Genomic DNA, 22,535 nt, shown 5'->3' on the forward strand with positions numbered 1-22,535 from the left:
GATCCCACAGCCGGCTCTTGTCAATAGAGCGGGCCGTCAGATTTTGCTTTGCGCGCGGCGCGCGCGGGGTTTACGACAACCCGCGATGGACAGCAAAACCACCATTCCCGCCGCGCCGCAGCCTCCCGCCTCCGCTGCCGCCCCGCCGGTTCCGGCCACCGCGCCGGACCTCGGGACGCTGCGCGCGGAGATCGACCGCCTCGACGCGGCGATGCACGCGCTTTTGATCGAGCGCAGCCAGATCATCGACCGGCTGGTGGCGGTGAAGCGGGCGCGGGGGACCGAGAGCGGCTCGGCGTTCCGCCCGGCCCGCGAAGCCTCGATGATGCGGCAGATCGTCGACCGGCATCGCGGCATCCTTCCCCTCGATACGGTGGAAGGCATCTGGCGGGTCATCATCTCCACATTTACCTATGTGCAGGCCCCCTATGCGGTGCATGCCGACCTCGCCTCGGGCGAGGCGGCGATGCGCGATGCCTCGCGCTTCCATTTCGGCTTCACCGTGCCGTTCATCGGCCATATGGGCGCGGCCGGCGTGGTGGCGGCGGTGGCGCGCTCGCGCGGCGATCTCGGCCTGGTGCCGGCCTTCGCCTCGCCCTCCGCCGGGGCGTGGTGGACCGCGCTGGAAGGCGAGCACGCGCCCAAGATCATCGCCCGCCTGCCCTTCGTCGAGCGGGCCGACCACCCGGCCGGCCTGCCGGTGTTCTGCATCGCCCATCCGGTGACCGATGGCGCGGTGAGCGAGGTCGAGACCTGGAGCCTGCACGTTTCCGGCTGGAACGCGCAGGCGGCCCGCGCGCTGGCGCCGCTCGCCGACGTCATCGCCGTGCCCGACCGCGGGCTCGATGGCGCGGCGCTGCTCGCCTCGATCCCGGTCGGCGGCGCGGTCGACCGCGACACCGTGCTGGCCGCGCTGCGCGAATGCGGGGCCTCGGTGCGCGCGGCGGCACTCGTCGGCAGCCATGCGAGCCGCTATACCCACGCGCCGAAGGCCTGAGTTCGCGCTTGACCGGGCCCGCTTTCCGCCGTTCCTCCTGAATTTCGCGCTTGCCGCCTCCCGGAGCCCCATCATGTCGACCGCCGCGTCCCGTCCCACCCGTCCCGTCCCGCGCGCCAGCGTTCTGGCGATCGAGGCCTATGTGCCGGGCAAGTCGCAGGGCGGTCCGGGGGTGAAGGTGCATAAGCTCTCGGCCAATGAGAACCCGCTCGGCCCCAGCCCGAAGGCCGTCGCCGCCCTCCAGTCGGCTACCGCGTTTGAACTCTATCCCGACGGTTCGTCGACGAAGCTGCGCGAGGCTATCGCCGCGACCTATGGGCTCGACCCGGCGCGCATCGTCTGCGGAACCGGCTCGGACGAACTCCTGATGCTGACCGCCGCCGCCTTCGCCGGGCCGGGCGACGAGGTGCTGTATTCGCAGCACGGCTTCCTGGTCTATCGCATCGCCGCGCTGGCGGCCGGCGCGACCCCGGTGGTGGTGCCGGAGAAGGACTACCGCACCGATGTCGACGCCCTGCTGGCGGCGGTGACGGAGAAGACGCGCGTCGTCTTCCTGGCCAATCCGAACAACCCGACCGGTACCTACCTGCCCTTCGACGAGGTGAAGCGGCTGCAGCGCGGGCTGCCGCCGCATGTGCTGCTGGCGCTTGACGCGGCCTATGCCGAATATGTCCGCCGCAACGACTACGAGGCCGGCATCGAGCTGGTCGCCACCTGCCCGAACGTGGTGATGCTGCGCACCTTCTCGAAGATCCACGGCCTCGCCGCGCTGCGCGTCGGCTGGCTGTACGGGCCGGCGGAGGTGGCGGACGCCATCAACCGCATCCGCGGGGCGTTCAACGTCTCGGCGCCGGGGCTCGCCGCCGCCGTCGCGGCGATCGAGGACGCGGCCCATGTCGAGGCGGCCATCGCCCATAACGAGGTGTGGCTGCCGTGGCTGACACGGGAACTCACCGCGCTCGGCCTCACCGTGACGCCGAGCGTGACCAATTTCCTGCTGGTGCATTTTCCCGACACGCCGGGCCGCACGGCGAAGGAGGCCGACGCCTTTCTCAGCCAGCGCGGGCTGATCCTGCGGCGGGTGGATTCCTACGGGCTGCCGGGCGCGCTGCGCCTGACCGTCGGCACCGAGGAAGCCAACCGGCTGGTGGTCGCGGCGCTGGCCGCGTTCCTCGGCGGCGGGGAGACCGGCGATGGTGCTTGATCCGCCGCTCGCCCATCCCATTATCGGCCGTCTCGCCGTCATCGGCATCGGCCTGATTGGTTCGTCCATCCTGCGCGCGGCCAGGGCGCGCGGCCTCGCCGGCACGCTGGTCGCCTATGATGGTTCGGAGGCCGTGCGCGAGCGCGTGCTGGCGCTCGATATCGCCGATCTCGTCGCTGCCACGCCGGCGCAGGCGGTGGCGGATGCCGACATCGTCATATTATGCGTGCCAGTCGGCGCCATGGGCGCTGTGGCGGAGGCGATCGGCCCGCATCTGAAGGCCGGCGCCATCGTCTCCGATGTGGGCTCGGTGAAGGGCGCGGTGGTGAGCGCGCTGCGCGCCCACCTGCCGGCGAATGTGCACATCGTCCCCGGCCATCCGGTGGCGGGCACCGAATATTCCGGCCCGGATGCCGGCTTCGCCACGCTGTTCAAGAACCGCTGGTCGATTCTCACCCCACCCGAGGGCACCGACCCGGCAGCGGTGGCGTCGCTTTGCGGGCTGTGGACCGCGATGGGCGCCAATGTCGAGACCATGACGCCCGAGCACCACGACCTGGTGCTGGCGATCACCTCGCATGTGCCGCACCTGATCGCCTACAACATCGTCGGCACGGCGGCGGACCTCGAAGAGGTGACCAATTCCGAGGTCATCAAATTCTCCGCCGGCGGCTTCCGCGACTTCACCCGCATCGCCGCCTCCGACCCCACCATGTGGCGCGACGTGTTCCTCAACAATCGCGAGGCGGTGATCGAGGTGTTGGGTCGGTTCACCGAAGACCTGATCGCGCTGCAGCGGGCGATACGCTGGGAGCAGGGCGACGCGCTGTTCGACCTGTTCACCCGCACCCGCGCCATCCGCCGCTCGATCATCGAGATCGGCCAGGAGACGGCCGCGCCGGACTTCGGCCGCTCGCACGATTGAGGCGTTTTCGAGCGAAGTGGATACCGGTTCGCGGCAGGAAAACGCGTGAACTCAATGAGCCGGAACCTTTCCCCGATTCAGTGAATCAGGGAAAGGCTCTAGGCGTGGGAAAACGTTCCGGCGGCATCGGGGGCGCGGGGGATGGACAGGCTGTCGAGCGACGACCGGATGATGGGGGAAGCGCTGGCGGAGGCGGCGGCGGCGCTTCAGGAAGGCGTGTTCCCCGTCGGCGCGGTGCTCGCCAAGGGCACGGACATTCTGGGCCGCGCGCGCAAGACGATGGCGTCCAATCATCTCAGCCATGCCGAGATGAACCTGTTCCACAAGGTGTTCATGGGCGACTACCGCTTCTCCCGCGCGGATGGCCTTACCCTCTACACCACGCTGGAGCCGTGCGTGATGTGCTTCGGCACGCTTCTGCATCTGCCGATCGTGCGGCTGGTGTTCGCGATGGAGGACGCCTATGGCGGCTGTGCCTCGGTGACGCTCAACGGCGCACCGCCGCGCCACGCCGCCCGCCCGGTGGCGATTGCCGGCGGTGTGCGCCGCGATGAAGCACGGGCGCTGTTCGCCAGCTTTCTCGACACGACGGCCGAGCCGTTCTGGCGGGAGGGGGGCGCCCCGCACTTTCAGACGGCGGTGCGGGGCGAGCCGGTGGAAATTTCAGGCGTCGTTCCATAAGCGTCATCACGGCTCCGGCGCAGGGGAGAGCCGGGATGACGCTTTCGAGCGGCCGAACCCTCAGCCGCTGGTCGGCATGACGAACTGGGCGCCCTCGCGGATGCCGGTCGGCCAGCGGGCGGTGGTGGTTTTCATCTTGGTGTAGAAGCCCACGCCCTCCATGCCGTAGACGTTGCGGTCGCCGAATACCGAGCGCTTCCAGCCGCCGAAGGAATGGAACGCCACCGGCACCGGGATCGGCACGTTGATGCCGATCATGCCGGCCTTGGCGTCGCGGTCGAAGGCGCGGGCGCTGTCGCCGTCGCGGGTGAAGATGGCGGCGCCATTGCCATATTCATGCTCGTTGACCAGCTTGAGCGCCTCGTCATAGCGGTCGACGCGCACGACGGAGAGCACGGGGCCGAAGATCTCGTCCTTGTAGATCTTCATCTCGGGGGTGACCTTGTCGAACAGGCAGCCGCCGATGAAATAGCCGCCCTCATAGCCCTGCAGCTTGAGGCCGCGTCCGTCGACGATCAGTTCCGCCCCTTCGGCGACGCCGGTGTCGACATAGCCGGAGACCTTGGCCAGGTGCTCCTTGGTGACGAGCGGGCCCATCTCGCTGTCGCGGTCGAGGCCGGGGCCGACCTTCAGCGCGCGCACCTTCGGCACCAGCTTCTCCATCAGCGCGTCGCCGACGCCGCCGACCGCCACGGCGACCGAGACCGCCATGCAGCGCTCGCCGGCCGAGCCGTAGCCCGCGCCCATCAGCGCGTCGACGGTCTTGTCGAGATCGGCGTCGGGCATCACCACGAGGTGGTTCTTGGCGCCGCACAGCGCCTGCGCGCGCTTACCCGACGCGGCGGCGGTCTTGTAGACATATTCGCCGATGGCGGTGGAGCCGACGAAGCTCACCGCGGCGACATCGGGGTGGGTGAGCAGGGCGTCGACCGCCTCCTTGTCGCCCTGCACCACGTTGAACACGCCGGCGGGCAGGCCGGCCTCGGCCAGCAGTTCGGCCAGCATCAGCGAGGGGGTGGGGTCCTTCTCGGAGGGCTTGAGCACGAAGGCGTTGCCGCAGGCCAGCGCCACCGGGAACATCCACATCGGCACCATGACCGGGAAGTTGAACGGCGTGATGCCGGCCACCACGCCGACCGGGTGGCGGGCGGAGAACACGTCGACGCCGCGCGCCACCTGCTCGGTGAAGTCGCCGCGCAGGAGGTGCGGGATGCCGCAGGCGAACTCGACCACCTCGATGCCGCGGGTGACTTCGCCCTTGGCGTCCTCGAAGGTCTTGCCGTGCTCGCGGGTGATGGCGGCGGCCAGCGCGTCGATGTCGCGCTCCAGCAGCGCCTTGAACCTGAACATGATGCGCGCGCGCGTCAGCGGCGGGGTGTCGGCCCAGGCGGGGAACGCCTTGGCGGCGGCGGCGACCGCCTCGCCTACCGTGGCGACCGAGGCGAGCAGGGTCTCGCCCGACTGCGCGCCGGTGGAGGGATCGAAGACCGGCGCGCTGCGGCCGGCGGTATTGACGACCTTGCCGCCGATATAGTGACCGATGACCGCCATGGCGATTTCCCCTCTGATTGTCCTGCCTGCGGTTGTGCTTGTCGAAACTCGTCACTTCAACGACGATGTTTTCGCATCCGTTGTGCAGAGGCGCACAATTCGCTAGGAAGGTTCCATGGATTGGGACCATTTGCGGATCTTTCTCGCCGTCGCCCGCGCCGGCCAGATGCTGGCGGCGGCGCGCCAACTCGGCCTCGACCATGCCACCGTCGGCCGTCGGCTCGGCGCGCTGGAGGCGAGCCTCGGCTCGAAGCTGCTGGAGCGGCGCACCACGGGCAGCGAACTGACCCCCGCCGGCGAGCGGCTGCTGGCCCATGCCGAGCGCATCGAGACCGAGATGCTGCAGGCGCAGGCGGCGCTCGGCAATGTCGATCTCGCGCTCGCCGGGACGGTGCGGATCGGCGCGCCGGACGGCTTCGGCACCTATTTCCTCGCCCCGCGGCTCGGGCGGCTGGCCGAGGAGCATCCCGGCCTGTCGATCCAGCTGGCGCCGCTGCCGCGCAGCTTCTCGCTGCCCAAGCGCGAGGTGGACATCGCGGTGACGCTGCAGCGGCCGAGCGAGGGGCGGCTGGTGGCCCGCAAGCTCACCGACTACACGCTCGGCGTCTATGCCGCGCGGGATTATCTCGCCCGCACCGGGCCCATCGCCGCGTTGCGCGATGTCACCGGCCGGCTGCTGGTCACCTATGTGCCCGATCTCGTCTACTCGCCGGCGCTCGACTATTTCGAGGTGTTTCGCGAGGTGGAGGCACGCCGGCTGGAATGCGCCAGCGTGGTCGGCCAGATGGAGGCGGTGCGCGCCGGCGGCGGCATCGGCATCCTGCACGACTATGCCGCGCTGGCGCATCCCGAACTGGTGCGGCTGCTCCCCGAGCTGAGCTTCCGCCGCGCCTACTGGCTGGTGACCCATGCCGACATCCGCGACCTCCGGCGCATCCGCACGGTGGAGGACTTCATCGCCGGGGCGGTGCGCGAGGCCCGGGCCGGCTTCACCCAGGAGCCGGCGGCGCGGGAGGCCGGCGGGATGGCGGAGGCCTGAAGGCCGGCGCCGCCGCCCGGACGCTCAGGCGCGACCTCCGGCGTGATGCACGCAGGCGCCATGGTCGGCGAGGATCTCGATCACCCGGCAGGTGGCGACATGGCCGTGCGAGCAGCCCTCGACCATGCGCTGCAATTCGGCGCGCAGCGCGGTGAGGCTGGCGATCCGTCGCTCCACCGTGACCAGGTGGTCGCGGGCGATGGCGTCGGCGGCGGCACAGGGCTGGGCCGGGTCGTCCTGCAATTGCAGCAGGGTGCGGATGGCCTCGATCTCGAAGCCCAGTTCGCGCGCATGGCGGATGAAGGCCAGCCGGCGCAGATCCTCCGCCCCATAGGCGCGGCGCCCGCCCTCGGTGCGGGGCGGCGGCGGCAGCAGGCCGATCTCCTCGTAATAGCGGATGGTCGGCACCTTGACGCCGCTTTCGCGGGCCGCGTCGCCAATGGTGAAGATGTCCGTCATTTCGTGCTTGCTCCTCTAGTCGCTAGAGGAAGTAGGTTCCTCCTGCCGCCGCGACAAGGGTGGCGCAGGAGGGATGGCATGTCGGCCGTAAAGACCCGCTACCGCATCGAGGGCATGGACTGCGCCTCCTGCGCCACCAAGATCGAGACCGCGGTGCGCCGGGTCGACGGCGTCGCGGGTGCGTCGGTGTCGGTGACCGCCGGCACGCTGACGGTGGAGCATGAGGGTGCCGACCTGCCGTTGCTGGAGCGGCGGGTTTCGGGGCTCGGCTACGGCATTTCGGCGGCGTCGACCAAGCCCGTGGCCGCGCCGCATCCTTCACATGACCACGCCGGCCACGCCCATGGTCAGGTCCATAAACATGGGCCGGGCTGCGGCCACGATCACGGCTCCGAGGAGCATGCCTCCGGCGCCGGCGAGGCCGGCGGCGTGTCCCCGGCGGCGACCGGGCACAGCCATCTGCCCGCCGGCATGCCGTGGTGGAAGACCGGCAAGGCGCGGCTCACCCTTGTCTGCGGCGCGGCGCTGGCGGCTGCCTATGGGCTCGGCCATTTCTACCCGATGCTCGACCCGTGGATCTTCATCGCCGCGCTGTCGCTCGGCCTGGTGCCGATCGCCCGGCGGGCGCTGATGGCGGCGCTGTCCGGCACGCCCTTCTCGATCGAGACGCTGATGACCATCGCCGCCGTCGGCGCGGTGATCATCGGTGCGTCGGAGGAGGCGGCGGCCGTGGTGTTCCTGTTCCTGGTCGGCGAATTGCTGGAGGGCGTCGCCGCCGGGCGGGCGCGCGATTCCATCCGCTCGCTCACCGCGCTGGTTCCGAAGACGGCGCGGCGGGTGGAGGGCGGCACCACCCGCGAGGTGCCGGCCACGAGCCTGAGAATCGGCGACATCGTACTGGTGCGCCCCGGCGAGCGCATTCCCGCCGATGGCGAGGTGCTGGAGGGCGCCGGCTCGGTGAACGAGGCGCCGGTGACCGGGGAGAGCGTGCCGGTGGCCAAGCAGGCCGGCGACGGTGTGTTCGCTGGCACGGTGAACGGCGAGGCGGCGCTTACCATCCGCGCCACCACCGAGCCTTCCGACAACACCATCGCCCGCGTGGTGCGGCTGGTGGAGGAGGCGCAGGAGAGCAAGGCGCCGACCGAGCGCTTCATCGACCGTTTCTCGCGCTGGTACACTCCCTTCGTCGTGGTGCTGGCCGCGCTGGTGGCGGTGGTGCCGCCGCTGCTCTTCGGCGCGGGATGGGACGAGTGGGTCTATAAGGGCCTCGCGATCCTGCTGATCGGCTGCCCCTGCGCGCTTGTGATCTCCACCCCGGCCGCCATTGCCGCCGGGCTCGCCGCCGGCGCGCGGCGCGGCCTGCTGATCAAGGGCGGGGCGGTGCTGGAGGTGCTGCGCACCATCAACGCCGTGGCGCTCGACAAGACCGGCACGCTGACCGAGGGCAGGCCCAAGGTGACGGATCTGCTCGCCTTCGAGGGCGACCAGGCGGGCCTCATCGCCCGCGCTGCGGCGCTGGAATCGGGCTCCACCCATCCGCTTGCCAATGCCATCCTCGCCGAGGCGGGCGCGCGAGGGCTCAAAGTGCCGGCGGTGCGCGAGGCCGGGGCGCTCGGCGGCGAGGGCGTGAGCGGCATGGTGGATGGCGCGGCGCTGTTCCTCGGCTCGCCCAGGGCGGCCGGTGCGCGCGCGACGCTGACCGAGGCGCAGATGGCCGCCATCGTCGCCCTCAACGAGGCCGGCAAGACGGTGGCGGTGCTGCTGGCGGATGGGCGGGTGCAGGGGCTGCTCGCCCTGCGCGACGAGCCGCGCCCGGATGCGCGGGCCGGGCTCGACGCGCTGAGGGCGGCAGGCATCCGCACGGTGATGCTGACCGGAGACAATGAGCGCACGGCACGAGCGATCGGCGCCGATCTCGGCATCGAGGTGCGGGCCGGGCTGATGCCGGCCGACAAGCAGCGTATCGTCGGCGAGATGCAGCGCGACGGGCTGAAGGTCGCCAAGGTCGGCGACGGCATAAACGACGCGCCGGCGCTGGCGGCGGCCAATGTCGGCATCGCCATGGGCGGGGGCACCGATGTCGCGCTGGAGACCGCGGACGCCGCCGTGCTGCACGGGCGGGTGGGCGATGTGGCGGCGATGATCGGGCTGTCGCGCGCCACCATGCGCAACATCCACCAGAACATCGCCCTGGCGCTGGGGCTGAAGGCGGTGTTCCTCGTCACCACCATTGCCGGCATCACCGGGCTGTGGCCCGCCATCCTCGCCGATACCGGCGCCACCGTGCTGGTGACGGCCAATGCGCTGCGGCTGCTGGGGCGCAAGGCCTGAACCAAGGCGCGAGCCGGTCCCCATCATGCCTCTTTGTCAGCCGGCCCCTGCGCGCCAACATCGGCCGACGATCGGGCTGGCACATGTCATCAATTTGTTATAACAAATGTCATGTAACGAATTTAACGACGAGGCGAAGGTGACGGTACGGGCGAAGGTCGATGTTCTGCTCATCGGCGGGGGCAATATGGGCCATGCACTGGCCTCGGGCTGGCTGTCGCAGGGCAGTGCCATCGGCGTCCGGCTGGTCGAGCCGGCCGAACCGCTGCGCCGGCGCCTCGCCGGCCTCGGCGCCGTGACCTTGGCCGATATCGCGTCGGTTCCCGCCTCGCCAACACCCGATGTCGTGGTGCTGGCGGTGAAGCCGCAGCAGATGGACGCCGTTCTGTCCGAGGTCGCGCGCTTCGCCGCCGCCGGGGCGCTGGTGCTGTCGGTCGCCGCCGGCGTCGGCGTGCGCCGGATGGAGGAAGCGCTCGGGGCCGGAGCGGCCGTAGTCCGCTGCATGCCCAACACCCCGGCTGCCATCGGCGCCGGCATGATGGTGTGCGTGGCGAACGAGGCGGCGTCGGCGGAGCAGCGGGCGCGGGCACAGCGCCTGCTCGGCTTCAGCGGGAGGGTGCGCTTTGTCGATGACGAGGCGCTGATGGACGCGGTGACCGCGGTGTCCGGGTCGGGCCCGGCCTATGTGTTCCACATGATCGACTGCCTTGAGCGGAGCGCCATTGCCGAGGGGCTGCCGGCCGATCTCGCCCGCGAGCTGGCGCTGCAGACGGTCTATGGCGCCGGGCGGCTGGCGCGCGAGAGCGAGGCCGATCCGGCGACGCTGCGCCGGCAGGTGACCAGCCCCAACGGCACCACCGCCGCCGCGCTCGCCGAGCTGATGGGCGAGGCCGGCATCGATCGCGTGGTCGCCCGCGCGGTCGCCGCCGCGCGCCGGCGCTCGATCGAACTCGGCAGCTTCTAGCCGTACAGCCTCAACCGATTGTTCATCCGGCGCGGCACCCGCAGGCGGACGCCGCGCTGAAGGATATTGCCTGACGCAAGTGCCGTGACGCAGCTTCAGCCGGCGGCGGTGCGGGCGGCGAGATTGCGGAAGTACAGCACCTCGATCTCGCGCAGCACCGCCTTGGGCTCGGCGTCATAGCTCTCCGAGAAGGTGCCGTTCTCGCTCTCCACCGTGATCGCCCAGCGGCCGCGATGCGGGTTGAGGGCGCAGGCGGGGAAGTTCATGTGGTGATGCCAGTGCACGCCCTGCGCGTCGATCCCGCGCAGCCGTGCCAGCAGCGCCGATCCGGCGGCTTCCGCCGGGTCGGCGGCCCGTGCGGCGTGCTCGTCGAGAATGTCGTCGCCATGCAGCATCTTCACGAAGGTCTTGTCGACCTCCGGGAAACCGTCCGACGGGGCGATATAGGCGATGTGCCCGGCATCGTCCTCGACGACGATGGCGTAGCGCCGGTCATAGGGGTTGAAGGCGCAGCCGGGCGAGAGCACGTGCGAGTGCCACTTCCTGCCGGCGGCAACAAGGCCCTCGACCAGCGGCAGGCAGCGTTCGAGCGCGATCACGCGGTAGGTGACGTCGCCATGTGTCAGCGTCTCGCTCATGGCGGCGCTCCTTTCACAGTGGGTGGGTGAGCCGCGCGGCGTCGAGTATCGCGGCGTGGAGATTGCGCGAGGACCAGGCGTCGCCGACCTTGTAGAGCACGAAGCGGCCCTCGGGGTTGCTGACAATCGACTGCTCGCGGGCATCGGCGAGCGCCCGCAGGTCCACCTCGCCGAGATTGCGCGAGAGCGGCTTCAGCGCGACATAGACGTCGTCGTTCGGCAGCGTGCCATTGTCGCCGATCACCTGGTCGACCGGGATCTCGCGGCGCTTTTCGCTGTAGGTGTTCTCCACCGTGGCGACGAGCCCGTTGCCCTGGCGGCGAACGGCTATGAGGCGGGTGTCGGTCTCGATCGCCACGTCGTGCTTGTAGAGCTCGCTCATATGGGCGCCGAGATTGGTGCCGCCGATCTCGCGGCCGAACTCGCGATCCGGGGTGACGATGCGCACCTTCGCGCCCCTTGCCGCGGCGAACTCGGCGGTGGAGGCGACCGAGGCGGTGCCGTTCTCGTCCGCGATCAGCACCGCGCCGCCCACCGCCACCTGGCCGGAGAGCACGTCCCAGGCGGAGACGGCGAGTTCCAGGCCCTCGAAGCGGCCGAGATTGGGCAGGCCGCCGGTGGCGATGATGACCGCGTCCGGCGCCTCGGCCAGCACGTCCCCGGCCTCGGCATAGGTGTTGAGGCGCAGATCGACCTTGAGGAGCTCCAGCTGGCGGGCGAGCCAGGCGGTGATGCCGGCGATCTCGCGCCGCCAGGTCGCCCGCGCCGCCAGCAGCAACTGGCCGCCAAGCTCGCCTGCCGCCTCGAACAGCACCACCTGGTGGCCGCGCCGCGCGCTCACCCGCGCCGCCTCCATGCCGGCCGGACCGCCGCCGACGACCACCACCTTCTTCCGCACCGCAGCGGGGCGCACCTCTTGCGGGATGGTCGCCTCGCGCGAGGTCGCGACATTGTGGGCGCACAGCGCGTCGATGCCGCGAATGGCGCGGTCGACGCAGTAGCCGACGCCGACGCAGGGGCGGATGTTCTCCTCGTCGCCGGCCCTGAGCTTGTTGGCGTAATGCGGGTCGGCGATGAAGACGCGGGTCATGCCGACCATATCCACGGCGCCGCTCTTCAGCGCGTGCTCGGCGGTGGCGGCATCGGTGATGCGGGTGGCGTGGAAGATCTTGACCTTGCCCTGCACCTCGTCGCGGATCGCCCTGGCGAGCGGCAGCCAGGCGGCGGAAGGCACCCACATGGTGGGCCAGATGCGCGCTTCCGACTTGTAGTCGGAGGCCTGGCCGCCGACCACCGAGATGAAGTCGATGAGGCCTGAGCCGGCATAGGTGGAGGCGATGGTGAGGCAGTCCTCCTGCGTGAGGCCGCCTTTCAGCATCTCGTCGCCCGGCATGCGGATGCCGATCACGTAGTCGTCGCCGAGGCGGCGACGCACCGCTTCGAGGATGTCGAGGCCGAACCGCATGCGGTTTTCCAGCGGGCCGCCATAGCCGTCGGTGCGGTGGTTCATCGCCGGCGACCAGAACTGCTCGATCAGCGTGCCGGCCTGGCAGGAAATCTCGACACCGTCGACATCGCCCTCGCGCACCCGCGTCGCCGCCGCGACATAGTTCTCGATGGTGCGCCTTATGTCGTGATCTTCCATGGTCGCCGGAAAGGTGCCGTGGATAATCTCGCGCAGCGGCGAGGCCGAGAAGGTGGGCAGCCAGTTGGTGAGGTCCCAGCGCTCGCGCCGCCCGCCATGGGTCAGCTGCACGGTGCAATGGGCGCCATGAGCGTGGATCGCGGCCGCCATCTTGCGGAACTGCGGGATGACCTTGTCCACCGAGCCGTTGATCTGGCCGTAATAGAACGAGTTCTCGGCCGAGACGGCGGTCGCCCCGCCGAACTGCGTCAGGCCGATGCCGCCCTTCGCCTTTTCCGCCTGATAGGCGATGTAGCGGTCGGTGATGTCGCCGGCCAGCACGTAGCCCGGCTCGTGGCTGGTGGAGAGGAAGCGGTTGCGGATCGTCAGATTGCGGATCTGCAACGGCTGAAACAGCACGTCATAGGCGGCCATGGTGCGCTCCGATCGGCCGGAAGACGAGAACCCCGCCATCGTCCGCGCTCCCGGGCGCCGACGGGGCGGAGCCGAAGGAACCGCCTCAGCTCAGGCCGAGCCGGTCCTTGGCTTGATAGAAGGGGAAGACGAGGCGGGCGGCCCGGACCTTCAGCGCCCACATCGGTATGTCGCGGCGCTGCTCGACCACCGCGACCGGCACCTCGTCCAGCCCGCGCCGGCCGGCGGCGAACTCGCCGACCAGACGGCCCAGATTCTGCGCCAGATTGACGCCGCGGGTGGAAAAGCCGACCACCGCGAACACTTCCTTGCCGAGCCGCTGGACGTGCGGCAGGTAGCTTTCGGTGACGGCGCAATAGCCTTCCCAATAATCCTCGAACGCGGTGTCGGCCTCGGTCAGCTGGGGGAAGAGCTGGCGCATGCGGTTCCTCGCATGGGCGATCCCGTAGGCCTGCCGGTCGCCGAAGGCGAACACCGCACCGCCGGAAATCAGCCGCCCGTCATCGTCGAGCCGACCGAAGCCGCCGGATTTGCGCAGGTCGGTGAAGCATTCCCCGCCGGGCAGGATGGAGGCTCGCAGCTCCGCCCTCAGCGGCGGGGTGGCGGCGTGATAGAGATAAACCGGTACGGTGGCGCGCTGCACCTCGGGAAGGAAATCGCCGGTATAGGCATTGGTGGCGACGATGACGCGCCGGGCCCGGACCCGCCCGGCGCCGGCCTTGACGGTGATGCCGCCGGGGCCTTCCTCGATGCCGTCGACCGGGCTGTGCTCGAAGATGCGCACCCCCTCCTGCGTCGCCGCCCGCCCCAGGCCGATGGTCAGACCGTAGGGGTTCACCGTGCCGCCGCTCGGGTTGAACCAGCCGCCGATATAGCCAGCGGCGCCGAGGCGGGCCGAAAGATCGCCAGGCGTGAGCCAGGTCACGTCCGCGCCCCAGGCCTTCCACTCGTCATGGGCCTTCCTGACCCTGGCGAGCGAAGCTTCCGAATGCGCCGGCTGCACCCATCCGTGCTGCACGGGCGAGCAGGCGATCTGGTAGCTGTCGATCTGCCGGAACACCTGTTCGGCACCGCCGAGCACCAGCTCGGACAGCGCGCGCCCCTTCCTCGGGCCGATCATCGCCTCCACCGCCGAGGGGGTCATGGCGCCGGGGAAATGGGGGACATTGTAGCCACCATTACGCCCGGAGGCGCCGCTGCCGACGACGCCGGCCTCGATCAGAACGACGTTCTGCCCGGCCCGGGCGGCGGCGAGGGCCGCGTTGAGGCCGCAGAATCCCGCGCCGACCACCACGAGGTCGGCGCTCTCCTCGCCGGCAAGCGCGGGAAAGGTGAGCGCCGTCTCCCTCAATGTCCGTTTCCAGACGACGCCCTTGAGTTTGCTGTCGATCGGACTGGCCAGCGTCATGAGACGGCCCACCTGGGTTTGGACGTTCGGGAGTTTGGGTTTCAGATCAGCGACAGGCTGCGGCGCGCATTGTCCAGCGCCTCGCGCGGCGGGGCGCGCAACTGCAGGCGGGTGCTCTTGACCGCGCCGAGCTTCATCGCGATGTCGGTCATGGTCTCAAGATATTTGAGCGCCACGGTCGAGGAATCCATGACCGGCACGCCGGTGCCCGGCACTTCCGTGTAGCCGCTCAGGCGCAGCAGCGGGCCGTAGTAGGCGCAGCCGACGAGGATGATGTCGGCGCCATCGGCGATGCAGCCTCTCGCCACTTCCTCGAGGCGCGGAATGAACGCGGCATGGGGATCGGCGACGGCGCCGAGCAGGAGCCCCGCGTCGGATTCCGGCATGATGGTGCGGACCGGGCGCACGATGGCGCGATCGCGCAGCCCATAGGCCAGCAGGTCGTTCTCGATCGCGATCGTGGTCTTCTGCGAGACGGTGACGACGGCGAGCCGCTTGCCCATGGCGAGAGCCGCCAGCATGGACTGCTCGCTGACCGAGCCGACCGGCACCGAGAGCACCTCGCGGGCCTCCCACAGCGGGTCGTTCCAGCAGCCGAGGAAGACGCCGTCGAAGCCGTCCTCCTCCGCCTTCAGCGCCGCTTCGACGATGTGCACCGAATTGATGTGCTCGGCATAGGCGGAGCGCACGAAGTTGCCGCTTTTCGGCAGGAAGCGGAATTCAAGCTCGGTGCCCGCAGCCAGCGCCGGGCGGACGGCCGCGTCCAGCTTTTCCCACAGCGGGGCAAGGGCGTCGTTGGCGGTGGTGGGATGTATCCAGCAGAGTTTCATGCAACCACACCCTTCATGTGGGACGACGGCCGCGACGCGACCGATTCTGCGCGACGCGCGCCGTTCTTGGCAACGACTGCGGTAAAGTGTAATATGTTATAAAATTATTGCAACAGTAACCGCAGGACAGCGGCTAAAATCCGTGTCCCGGTTCGCGGAATGTGCAGCGAAGGGTATGAGTTTGACGCGCTTGATGCATATCATAACAAACGAGGAAACCGGTCAGGGACGCACCGATGGTTGAGGCTCTTGCGAACTTCTCTCCTTTCCAGCGCAGCGAGACACTCGGCGTGCGTGTGCGTGACCAGTTGCGGCACGCGATCATGGCCGGCCTGTTCAAGCCGGGAGAGAAGCTGACCCTGCGCGCGGTGGCCGGCTCGCTCGGCGTCAGCCTGACGCCCGCGCGCGAAGCACTGTTCAACCTGGCCGCCGAAGGGGTGCTGGAATTGGGGGGGAATGGCTCGATCTACATTCCCCGCCTCGACAAGGAGAAGATCGGCGAACTGGTCAAGATCCGCTGTTCCCTGGAAAGCCTGGCCGCCCGCGAGGCGACGCCCAACATAACGCGCGACGAGATCATCGAAATAAGCTCTATAAACGATAGGCTTATCGAGGCAAACCGCGAAAAAGACTATACGTTGCTGACAGAGCTCAACTGGATATTCCATTTCACCATTTACGAAGCGTCAAAAATGCCGCTTCTGGTGAAGATGATCGAAAGCTGCTGGCTGCGGACCGGCTCCTATATCAAATCGATCTATCCGGCGTTCTCCAATACCGATGACGGTATCCTCAATCACATCGCCATTATTCGGGCGGTGCGCGAGGGCAATCCGCAGGCAGTGGCCGACGCCATCGCACATGACATCGAGTATTCCTCGCAGGCTTTCTATCGGGCCGTGCGCGACGAGGAATGAGGCGCGGCGCGCGATGGAATCGCCGCGCGCGCCCTTCTGGCAAATCTGGCCGAGCCGAACACGCGGCGCCGCCCCGGGGCCGGCGAAGGCACGCCTTCGCTCGCGCCGATCCGCCATCTGACGGCGGGCCCGGGCTGTGGCGCGCCCCTAATCGACGCTTGACGACGCATTGATATAACAAATAACATCGTTGCGGGTTCGGGTCACGTGAAAGGGACGTTCTCCATGCTTGAGAAGGGAATGCGCGCTCTGGTCACGGGCGGCAGCGGCGGTCTGGGGTCGGCGATGGTTCGCATGCTCGCTCGCCATGGCGTCCACACCATCGCGCTGTCGAACGACCAGGCCGGGCTGGATGCGCTCAAGGGCCTGGACCAGGTCGAGACCGTGTTCATGGACGTGACCGACTCGGAGGGGATGAAGAGCACCTTCTCCGGCCAGCCGATCGACATACTGATCAACGCCGCCGGCGTGCTCGGGGTCACCGGCACGCTCTATTCGGTGCCCACCGCGTCGGCCCAGCGCATCCTCGACGTCAACGTGATGGGCATCCACAACGCGCTCTCGGCCACCGTGCCCGGCATGGTGGAGCGCAATCGCGGCCATATCGTCAATTTCGGCTCGCTCGCCGGGCCTTATCCTTCCGCCGGCCAGCCGATGTACAGCGCCTCCAAGGGCGCGGTGCACAATATGAGCGCCAATCTGCGCATGGAACTGTTCGGCACCGATGTGCGGGTGACCGAAATCCGTCCGGGCCGCGTTCGCACCGGCATGCATGCCGAGATGTTCGACGGCGACCATTCCAAATCCGATGCCCTGCTCTACGACCCCTACGAGTGCCTGAAGGCGACCGACATCGCCGACGCGATCGAATATGTGCTCGGCACGCCCCCGCATGTCTGCGTCTCGCAGATCGAGGTGGTGCCGACCCATCAGGTCGTCGGCGGCACCCGCATGTTCAACCGCCAGCTCGGCAAGTGAGCCGCGGCGGAACGGAAGGGCGGGGGCGCGCATGCCGGCAGCGGGTGAGCAGAAGATAGCCGTCATCGGTGCGGGCATTGTCGGCATTTCGTCGGCTCTCTACCTGCAGAGGGCCGGGTTCGCCGTGACACTGATCGACCGCGACGAGCCGGGCCACGGCGCGTCCTTCGGCAATGCGGCGGCGCTGGCGCCCCACGCCTTCGTGCCGATCAACAGCCCGTCCATCCCCCGCCGGCTGCTGCCGCTGCTGTTCGCGTCCGGCTCGCCGCTGAGCATCGACTGGGGCTACGCGCCGCGCATGCTGCCGTGGCTGCTGTCGTTCCTGTCCCACTGCCGCCCTGCGGAAGTGACACGCATCGCGCAGGCGATGCACACGCTGCTGTCGCGCAATCTCGACCATGCGCTGCCGCTTTTCCGCGAGAGCGGCGCCGACCGCCTGATGCGCGGCGGCGGCTATCTGCATCTCTATGAGAGCGAGGCGGCGTACCACTCCAGCGCCGGCGAGGTCACGCTCTACAAGCGGCTCGCCGGTGATGTCGAGGAGATCGATGCCGCCGAAATCCGGCGGCTGGAGCCCAATCTGGCGCCCGTCTTCGTCCGGGCTTTGTATTTCCATTCGGCCCTGCACTACCTCAGCACGGTCGAGGTCTGCGCGACGCTCGTGCGCCATTTCCGCGCCAATGGCGGGTGCTTCCTGCGCGACGAGGTGCGCACGCTCGACGCCCGCCCGGACGGCAGGATCCGCGTCGCCGGCACGCAGGACGGAATTTACGACCAGGCCGTCCTCGCCGCCGGCGCGCAGGCGCGCCGTCTGTTCGGCGGCGCGGTCGAGAAACTGCCGCTGGAGACCGAGCGGGGCTACCATGTCATGTTCGGCAAGCAGGCCGGCATCATCAGCCGCACCTGCTCCAGCGCCACTGCCGGCTTCGCCATGACGCCGATGAGCGATGGGCTGCGCTGCGCCGGCATGGTGGAACTGGCGGGCCTCGACAAGCCGCCGAATCCGGCCTGCCACGCCTATCTCGACCGCACCGCCAGACGCTTCCTGCCGGATATCCGGGAGGCGCCGTCATCGACCTGGATGGGTTTTCGCCCCTCCATGCCCGATGCGCTGCCGGTGATCGGGCGCTCGACCCGCACAACGAACATCATCCTGGCCTTCGGCCACCAGCATGTCGGCATGTCGAGCGGCTGCATAACGGGCGCGATCGTCGCCGATATCGCCGCCGGCCGCATGCCGCCGATCGACATCACACCCTTCTCGCCCGCCCGCTTCTAGAGGACGCGATGCTCCCCTATTACGACCGAGACCAGATCGCCGCCGTGCTCGACATCGACGCCCTGATCGACGCCATGGAAAAGGCCCTCATCGCCTTTTCCACCGGCGCCTCGATCCAGCCTGTGCGGATGCGGGTGATCGACGAGAAGGCCGGCGGCGACATGTGCCTGATGCCGGCGGTGACCGACGTCTTCGCCGTCAAGCTGGTCGGCAACTATCCTGGCAATCACGACAGGGGCCTGCCGAGCCACAATGCCGTGGTGGTGGTGTTCGACCGCTGGACCGGCATGCCCCGGGCCGTGCTCGACGGCACCTATATCACCCAGATGCGCACCTCCGCCGTCTCGGCCATGGCGGCGCGGCGCCTCGCCGCCCCGCAGGCGCGGGTGCTCACCATCATCGGCAGTGGCATCCAGGCCCGCGGCCACTATGAGACCATGCGGCGGGTGCGCGCGTTCGATGAGGTCCGCGTCTGGGCGCGCGACTTCCAGAAGGCGCAGGCGTTTGCCGCCGAGATCGGCGCCACCGCCTATGCGAGCGCCGAAGACGCGGTGCGCGGCGCCGACGTGATCGCCACCACCACCTCCGCCCGCGAGCCGGTGGTGAAGGGCGAATGGCTCAAGCCCGGCGCCCATGTGAGCGCGGTCGGCTGGAATGGCCTCGACGGGCGTGAACTCGACGACGCCGTGATGAACAATGTCGTGCTGGTGGAATCGCGGGACGCGGCAAGCCAGGAATCTGGCAACATCCTGCTGTCCGGCGCCAGCATCCATGCCGAGCTCGGCGAGGTGCTCGCCGGCACGGCCGAGGTCGATATCGCCAGGACGACGGTGTTCATCTCCGTCGGCATCGCCACTGAGGACGCCGTCGCGGCCGACCTCGTGCTCGGCGCCCTCAACGGCTGATCGGGGGATGTCCGCTGCAAGGGCGTCGACTTGTCAGTAAAAATGTTACAACATATATCGTGTAACGATGTCAGGACGGCATCGGAGGTTCGCAGATGAAGAATTCGCCATCCACCGACGAACAGCTTGAGATGCATCGCAAGATGGCCGTCGTGCGCCGGCTGGAGGAGCGGCTCGGCGAACTCCACAAGGCTGGCAAAACGCGCGGGCCGATCCACCGCTGCGACGGGCAGGAAGCCGTCGGCGTCGGCGCGACCGCGGTGCTGGGCGCCGGCGATTTCGTCACCAGCACCCATCGCGGCCATGCCCACTACATCGGCAAGGGCGTCGACATTCGCGGCGTGGCCGCCGAGATTCTCGGCCGCGCCACCGGCACCTGCGGCGGGCGCGCCGGCCACATGCTGATCGGTGACAGGGACAAGGGGATGATCGGCGGCAACGCCATCGTCGGCGGCTCCATCCCGGCCGCCACCGGCATGGCGCTGTCGATCCAGGTCCGCCGAACGGCCGATGTCGCCATGTGCTTCTTCGGCGACGGCGCCGCCCAGACCGGTATCTGCCATGAATCGATGAACATTGCCGGTCTGTGGAAGCTGCCCGTCATCTTCATCCTCGAGCACAACCAGTTCGGTCTCACCGTCCACCACAGCGTCCAGTCGCCGGTGGCGGATCTGAGCATTCGCGCCGCCGGCTATGCGATGCCGGCCGAGATTGTCGACGGCAACGACACGGTGGCGATGTACCGGGCCGCAGCGCGGGCGGTGGAGCGCGCCCGCCGCGGCGAGGGGCCGAGCCTGATCGAGGCCAAGACCTACCGCATGCAGGGCTTCTCCACCTCCGACATGGGCGGCTACCAGAGCGCGGCCGACCTTGCCGAATGGAGCCGGCGCGATCCCCTAGCGGTGAGCCGCCGGGCGCTTCTCGACGCGGTCGGGGCCGAACGCCTCGACGCGGTCGAGGCCGGGGCCGCCGGCGAGGTCGACGCCGCCGTCGAGGAGGCCCTCGCCGCCCCGCTGCCGAGCTTCGAGCTGTTCACCCGCAGCTCCCCCTATGCCACCGCGCCGGAGGCTGTCTGACATGGCGATGATGCGATATGCCGAGGCGCTGAACCGGGCGCTGCGCGAGGAAATGCAGCGCGATTCCAACGTCTTCCTGTTCGGCGAGGACATCGCCCGCTATGGCGGGGTGTTCAAGGTCACCAAGGGCCTGATGGAGGAATTCGGCGAAAGCCGGGTGCGCGACACGCCGATTTCCGAACAGACGCTGGCTGCGATGGCGGTGACCGCTTCCATGACCGGCACCCGCCCGGTGCTGGAGATCATGTATGCCGATTTCATGCCGCTGGTGCTCGATGCGCTGATCAACCAGGCGTCGATCTACGAGTATCTCTGGCCGAACGTGACCATGCCTTTCGTGCTGCGCACCCAGGGCGGCGGCGGCGCGGGGGCGGGCGCCCAGCACTCCAAGAGCCTCGATTCCCTGGTTGCCCACATTCCCGGCATCAAGGTGGTGGCGCCGGTGACCCCCGCCGACGCCAAGGGGCTGCTGAAATCGGCCATTCGCGACAGCCAGCCGGTGGTCTTCCTTGAACACAAGCTGCTCTACAATCTGCGCGACGAGGTGCCCGACGACGCTGATTTCACCGTGCCGATCGGCAAGGCGAAGACGGTGCGCGAGGGGGCCGACATCTCCATCTTCGCCACCTCGCGCATGGTGCTGGAGAGCCAGAAGGCGGCTGAATTGCTGGCGCAGGACGGCATTTCCGCCGAGGTGATCGACCTGCGCACCCTGCGCCCGCTCGATCTCGACGCCATCACCGCCTCCATCGCCAAGACCCATCATGCGGTGGTGGTCAATGAGGGCTGGCGCTTCTGCGGCTATGCCGCCGAACTCTCCGCCACCATCATGGACTTCGCCTTCGACGACCTCGATGCGCCGGTGGCGCGGGTGACCCTGCCGGACATGCCGGTGCCTTACAGCGAGCCGCTCGAACTCGCCGTCCTGCCGAACGCCGCGCGCATCGCCGATGCCGCCCGCGCCACGCTGAAATGAGGGGGCGGTCTTGAAGGGGAGGATCTTGCCGTGACCGATATCACCGTCGTCGGTGCTGGCGGCGAATATATGGAATCCGTCGTCGTGGTGGCCTGGCACAAGAAGAAGGGCGAGAGCGTCAAGGCAGGCGAACTCGTCGTCACTGTGGAGACCGCCAAGGCGGCCACCGAGATCGAGGCCCCGGTCTCCGGCATTCTCAGCGACATCCGGGCGCAGATCGGCGAGGAGGTCGCCATCGGCACGGTGCTCGGCACCCTGAGCGAGGACGGCGCGGACACGGCGGCCCCGGCGGTGAGCGCTGCGCAGACCGCTCCTCCTGCCGCTCCCCCTGCTGCGGTGCCCGCTGAGGCGTACGTCGCCGCGGCGGGGGGGGAGCGGATCAACGCGTCCCCGCTTGCCCGCCGCGTCGCGGCCAGCCGGGGCATCGACCTCGCCGGCCTTGTCGCTTCGAGCCCCTCAGGCCGGATCAAGCTGCGCGACGTCGACGCCGTCGTCGCTGTGCCTGCCGAGAGGCCAGTAGCCGGCACGACCGCGAGCGCCTCCGTGAGCGCCGGCGTCAGCCTCACCCGCCGCGGCAGCGGGGAGGGCACGCCGTTCGTGTTCCTGCACGGCTTCGGCGCCGACAGCTTTTCCTGGCAGCCCTTGCTGGCGACCCTTGGCGTCGAGGTTCCCGCCGTGCTGGTGGACCTGCCCGGTCACGGCCGTTCGCCGGCGATGGACGGGGCGGGCAGTCTGGAGGGCCTCGCCTTTGCGGTGGCGCGGGCACTCGCCGGGGCGGGCATCGAGCAATGCCATCTCGTCGGTCATTCCCTCGGCGGGGCGGTTGCCATCGCCCTGGCGGAGGCGGGCCGGCTGGCCCCGCTTTCGCTCACCCTGATCGCGCCGGCGGGCCTCGGCCCCGACATCGACGGTGACTTCATCAGCGGCTTCTGCCGTGCCACGCGGGCGGAAAGCCTCAAGCCGTGGCTGCTGCGCCTCTTCGCCGACCCGACCATCGTGACCCCCGGTTATGTGCAGGCCGCGCTGAACGGGCGCGGCGACGCGCTTCGGCAGGCGCAGGCGGCTCTGGCCGGCCGCATCTTCCCGGACGGCACGCAGGCGGTGGAGATGCGCTGCGCCCTGCGCCGGGTCGCGGTGCCGCAGAAGATCATCTGGGGCGAAGGCGATCGCATCATTCCGATGCGCCATGCTCTCGGCACCGGCCCGCAGGCGGGAATCCACCTGCTTCCGAATGTCGGGCACATGCCCCATGTCGAAGCTGCCGCGACGGTCGCGCGGCTGGTCCTACAGAACGCCCGCAGCGCGGGGTGAAGCCGAG

General features: G+C 69.1%; 20 protein-coding genes. 14 read left to right on the forward strand and 6 right to left on the reverse strand.

Annotated elements, in window-relative coordinates:
• Nucleotides 1-85: 85 nt before the first annotated feature.
• The 4 genes from KHC23_RS06165 to KHC23_RS06180 all read left to right on the forward strand — a co-directional run bounded on the left by KHC23_RS06165 (nt 86) and on the right by KHC23_RS06180 (nt 3,807).
• Nucleotides 86-997 (forward strand): chorismate mutase, encoded by a 912-nt coding sequence (locus KHC23_RS06165; protein ID WP_213370533.1) that lies wholly within the window; start codon nt 86-88, stop codon nt 995-997.
• Between the two features lie 73 nt (nt 998-1,070).
• Complete coding sequence (hisC, locus tag KHC23_RS06170) at nt 1,071-2,201, forward strand: histidinol-phosphate transaminase (RefSeq protein ID WP_213370535.1); 1,131 nt, start codon at nt 1,071-1,073, stop codon at nt 2,199-2,201.
• On the forward strand, nt 2,191-3,126 hold the full coding sequence (locus KHC23_RS06175; RefSeq protein WP_213370537.1) for a prephenate/arogenate dehydrogenase family protein: 936 nt from the start codon (nt 2,191-2,193) through the stop codon (nt 3,124-3,126). Before hisC ends, KHC23_RS06175 begins: the two co-directional genes overlap by 11 nt.
• A 141-nt stretch (nt 3,127-3,267) precedes the next feature.
• Nucleotides 3,268-3,807, forward strand: a complete 540-nt coding sequence (locus tag KHC23_RS06180) for a deaminase (protein WP_213370539.1) — start codon at nt 3,268-3,270, stop codon at nt 3,805-3,807.
• Nucleotides 3,808-3,867: 60 nt separating this feature from the next.
• On the opposite strand, the gene KHC23_RS06185 is transcribed toward KHC23_RS06180, so the two are convergent.
• Nucleotides 3,868-5,358, reverse strand: coding sequence for a CoA-acylating methylmalonate-semialdehyde dehydrogenase (locus KHC23_RS06185; RefSeq protein WP_213370541.1), 1,491 nt, complete (start codon nt 5,356-5,358; stop codon nt 3,868-3,870).
• Nucleotides 5,359-5,473: 115 nt separating this feature from the next.
• Here KHC23_RS06185 and KHC23_RS06190 point away from each other — a divergent pair, with 115 nt between their 5' ends.
• The gene (locus tag KHC23_RS06190; RefSeq protein WP_213370543.1) at nt 5,474-6,397 is read left to right on the forward strand and encodes a LysR family transcriptional regulator; all 924 of its coding nucleotides are present in this window, start codon (nt 5,474-5,476) and stop codon (nt 6,395-6,397) included.
• 24 nt (nt 6,398-6,421) lie between these two features.
• Here KHC23_RS06190 and KHC23_RS06195 read toward each other — a convergent pair whose 3' ends face one another.
• Nucleotides 6,422-6,856 carry a MerR family transcriptional regulator gene (locus KHC23_RS06195; RefSeq protein ID WP_213370545.1) on the reverse strand — a complete coding sequence of 145 codons (435 nt, stop codon included), beginning with the start codon at nt 6,854-6,856 and terminating at the stop codon, nt 6,422-6,424.
• Nucleotides 6,857-6,934: 78 nt separating this feature from the next.
• Between KHC23_RS06195 and KHC23_RS06200 the strand changes: the two genes are divergently transcribed.
• Complete coding sequence (locus tag KHC23_RS06200) at nt 6,935-9,187, forward strand: heavy metal translocating P-type ATPase (protein ID WP_213370547.1); 2,253 nt, start codon at nt 6,935-6,937, stop codon at nt 9,185-9,187.
• Nucleotides 9,188-9,326: 139 nt separating this feature from the next.
• Complete coding sequence (gene proC / locus KHC23_RS06205; RefSeq protein ID WP_213370548.1) at nt 9,327-10,151, forward strand: pyrroline-5-carboxylate reductase; 825 nt, start codon at nt 9,327-9,329, stop codon at nt 10,149-10,151.
• A gap of 95 nt (nt 10,152-10,246) precedes the next feature.
• Here proC and KHC23_RS06210 read toward each other — a convergent pair whose 3' ends face one another.
• The 4 genes from KHC23_RS06210 to KHC23_RS06225 form a co-directional block, all read right to left on the reverse strand.
• A complete protein-coding gene (locus KHC23_RS06210; protein ID WP_213370550.1) occupies nt 10,247-10,789 on the reverse strand; it encodes a hypothetical protein in 543 nt (180 codons plus the stop codon).
• A 13-nt stretch (nt 10,790-10,802) separates the two neighbouring features.
• Nucleotides 10,803-12,848 (reverse strand): oxidoreductase, encoded by a 2,046-nt coding sequence (locus tag KHC23_RS06215; protein ID WP_213370552.1) that lies wholly within the window; start codon nt 12,846-12,848, stop codon nt 10,803-10,805.
• A gap of 85 nt (nt 12,849-12,933) precedes the next feature.
• Entirely contained in the window at nt 12,934-14,256 is a 1,323-nt protein-coding gene (locus KHC23_RS06220) for an NAD(P)/FAD-dependent oxidoreductase (RefSeq protein ID WP_213370554.1), read from the reverse strand.
• 41 nt (nt 14,257-14,297) lie between these two features.
• Complete coding sequence (locus KHC23_RS06225; RefSeq protein WP_213370555.1) at nt 14,298-15,086, reverse strand: aspartate/glutamate racemase family protein; 789 nt, start codon at nt 15,084-15,086, stop codon at nt 14,298-14,300.
• A 236-nt stretch (nt 15,087-15,322) separates the two neighbouring features.
• Between KHC23_RS06225 and KHC23_RS06230 the strand changes: the two genes are divergently transcribed.
• From KHC23_RS06230 to KHC23_RS06260, 7 genes are all read left to right on the forward strand, one after another.
• Entirely contained in the window at nt 15,323-16,003 is a 681-nt protein-coding gene (locus KHC23_RS06230; protein WP_213370557.1) for a GntR family transcriptional regulator, read from the forward strand.
• Nucleotides 16,004-16,243: 240 nt separating this feature from the next.
• On the forward strand, nt 16,244-16,981 hold the full coding sequence (locus KHC23_RS06235; protein WP_213370559.1) for an SDR family oxidoreductase: 738 nt from the start codon (nt 16,244-16,246) through the stop codon (nt 16,979-16,981).
• A 31-nt stretch (nt 16,982-17,012) separates the two neighbouring features.
• Nucleotides 17,013-18,260 (forward strand): NAD(P)/FAD-dependent oxidoreductase, encoded by a 1,248-nt coding sequence (locus KHC23_RS06240; protein ID WP_213370561.1) that lies wholly within the window; start codon nt 17,013-17,015, stop codon nt 18,258-18,260.
• An 8-nt stretch (nt 18,261-18,268) separates the two neighbouring features.
• Nucleotides 18,269-19,165: an ornithine cyclodeaminase family protein gene (locus KHC23_RS06245; RefSeq protein WP_213370563.1), complete on the forward strand. Its 897-nt coding sequence runs from the start codon at nt 18,269-18,271 to the stop codon at nt 19,163-19,165.
• Between the two features lie 95 nt (nt 19,166-19,260).
• Complete coding sequence (locus KHC23_RS06250; RefSeq protein WP_213370565.1) at nt 19,261-20,241, forward strand: thiamine pyrophosphate-dependent dehydrogenase E1 component subunit alpha; 981 nt, start codon at nt 19,261-19,263, stop codon at nt 20,239-20,241.
• Nucleotide 20,242: 1 nt separating this feature from the next.
• A complete protein-coding gene (locus KHC23_RS06255) occupies nt 20,243-21,217 on the forward strand; it encodes an alpha-ketoacid dehydrogenase subunit beta (protein WP_213370567.1) in 975 nt (324 codons plus the stop codon).
• A 30-nt stretch (nt 21,218-21,247) separates the two neighbouring features.
• On the forward strand, nt 21,248-22,528 hold the full coding sequence (locus KHC23_RS06260; RefSeq protein WP_213370569.1) for an acetoin dehydrogenase dihydrolipoyllysine-residue acetyltransferase subunit: 1,281 nt from the start codon (nt 21,248-21,250) through the stop codon (nt 22,526-22,528).
• Nucleotides 22,529-22,535: the final 7 nt, after the last annotated feature.

The sequence above is a fragment of the Ancylobacter dichloromethanicus genome, from assembly GCF_018390645.1.
GTDB lineage: Bacteria > Pseudomonadota > Alphaproteobacteria > Rhizobiales > Xanthobacteraceae > Ancylobacter > Ancylobacter dichloromethanicus.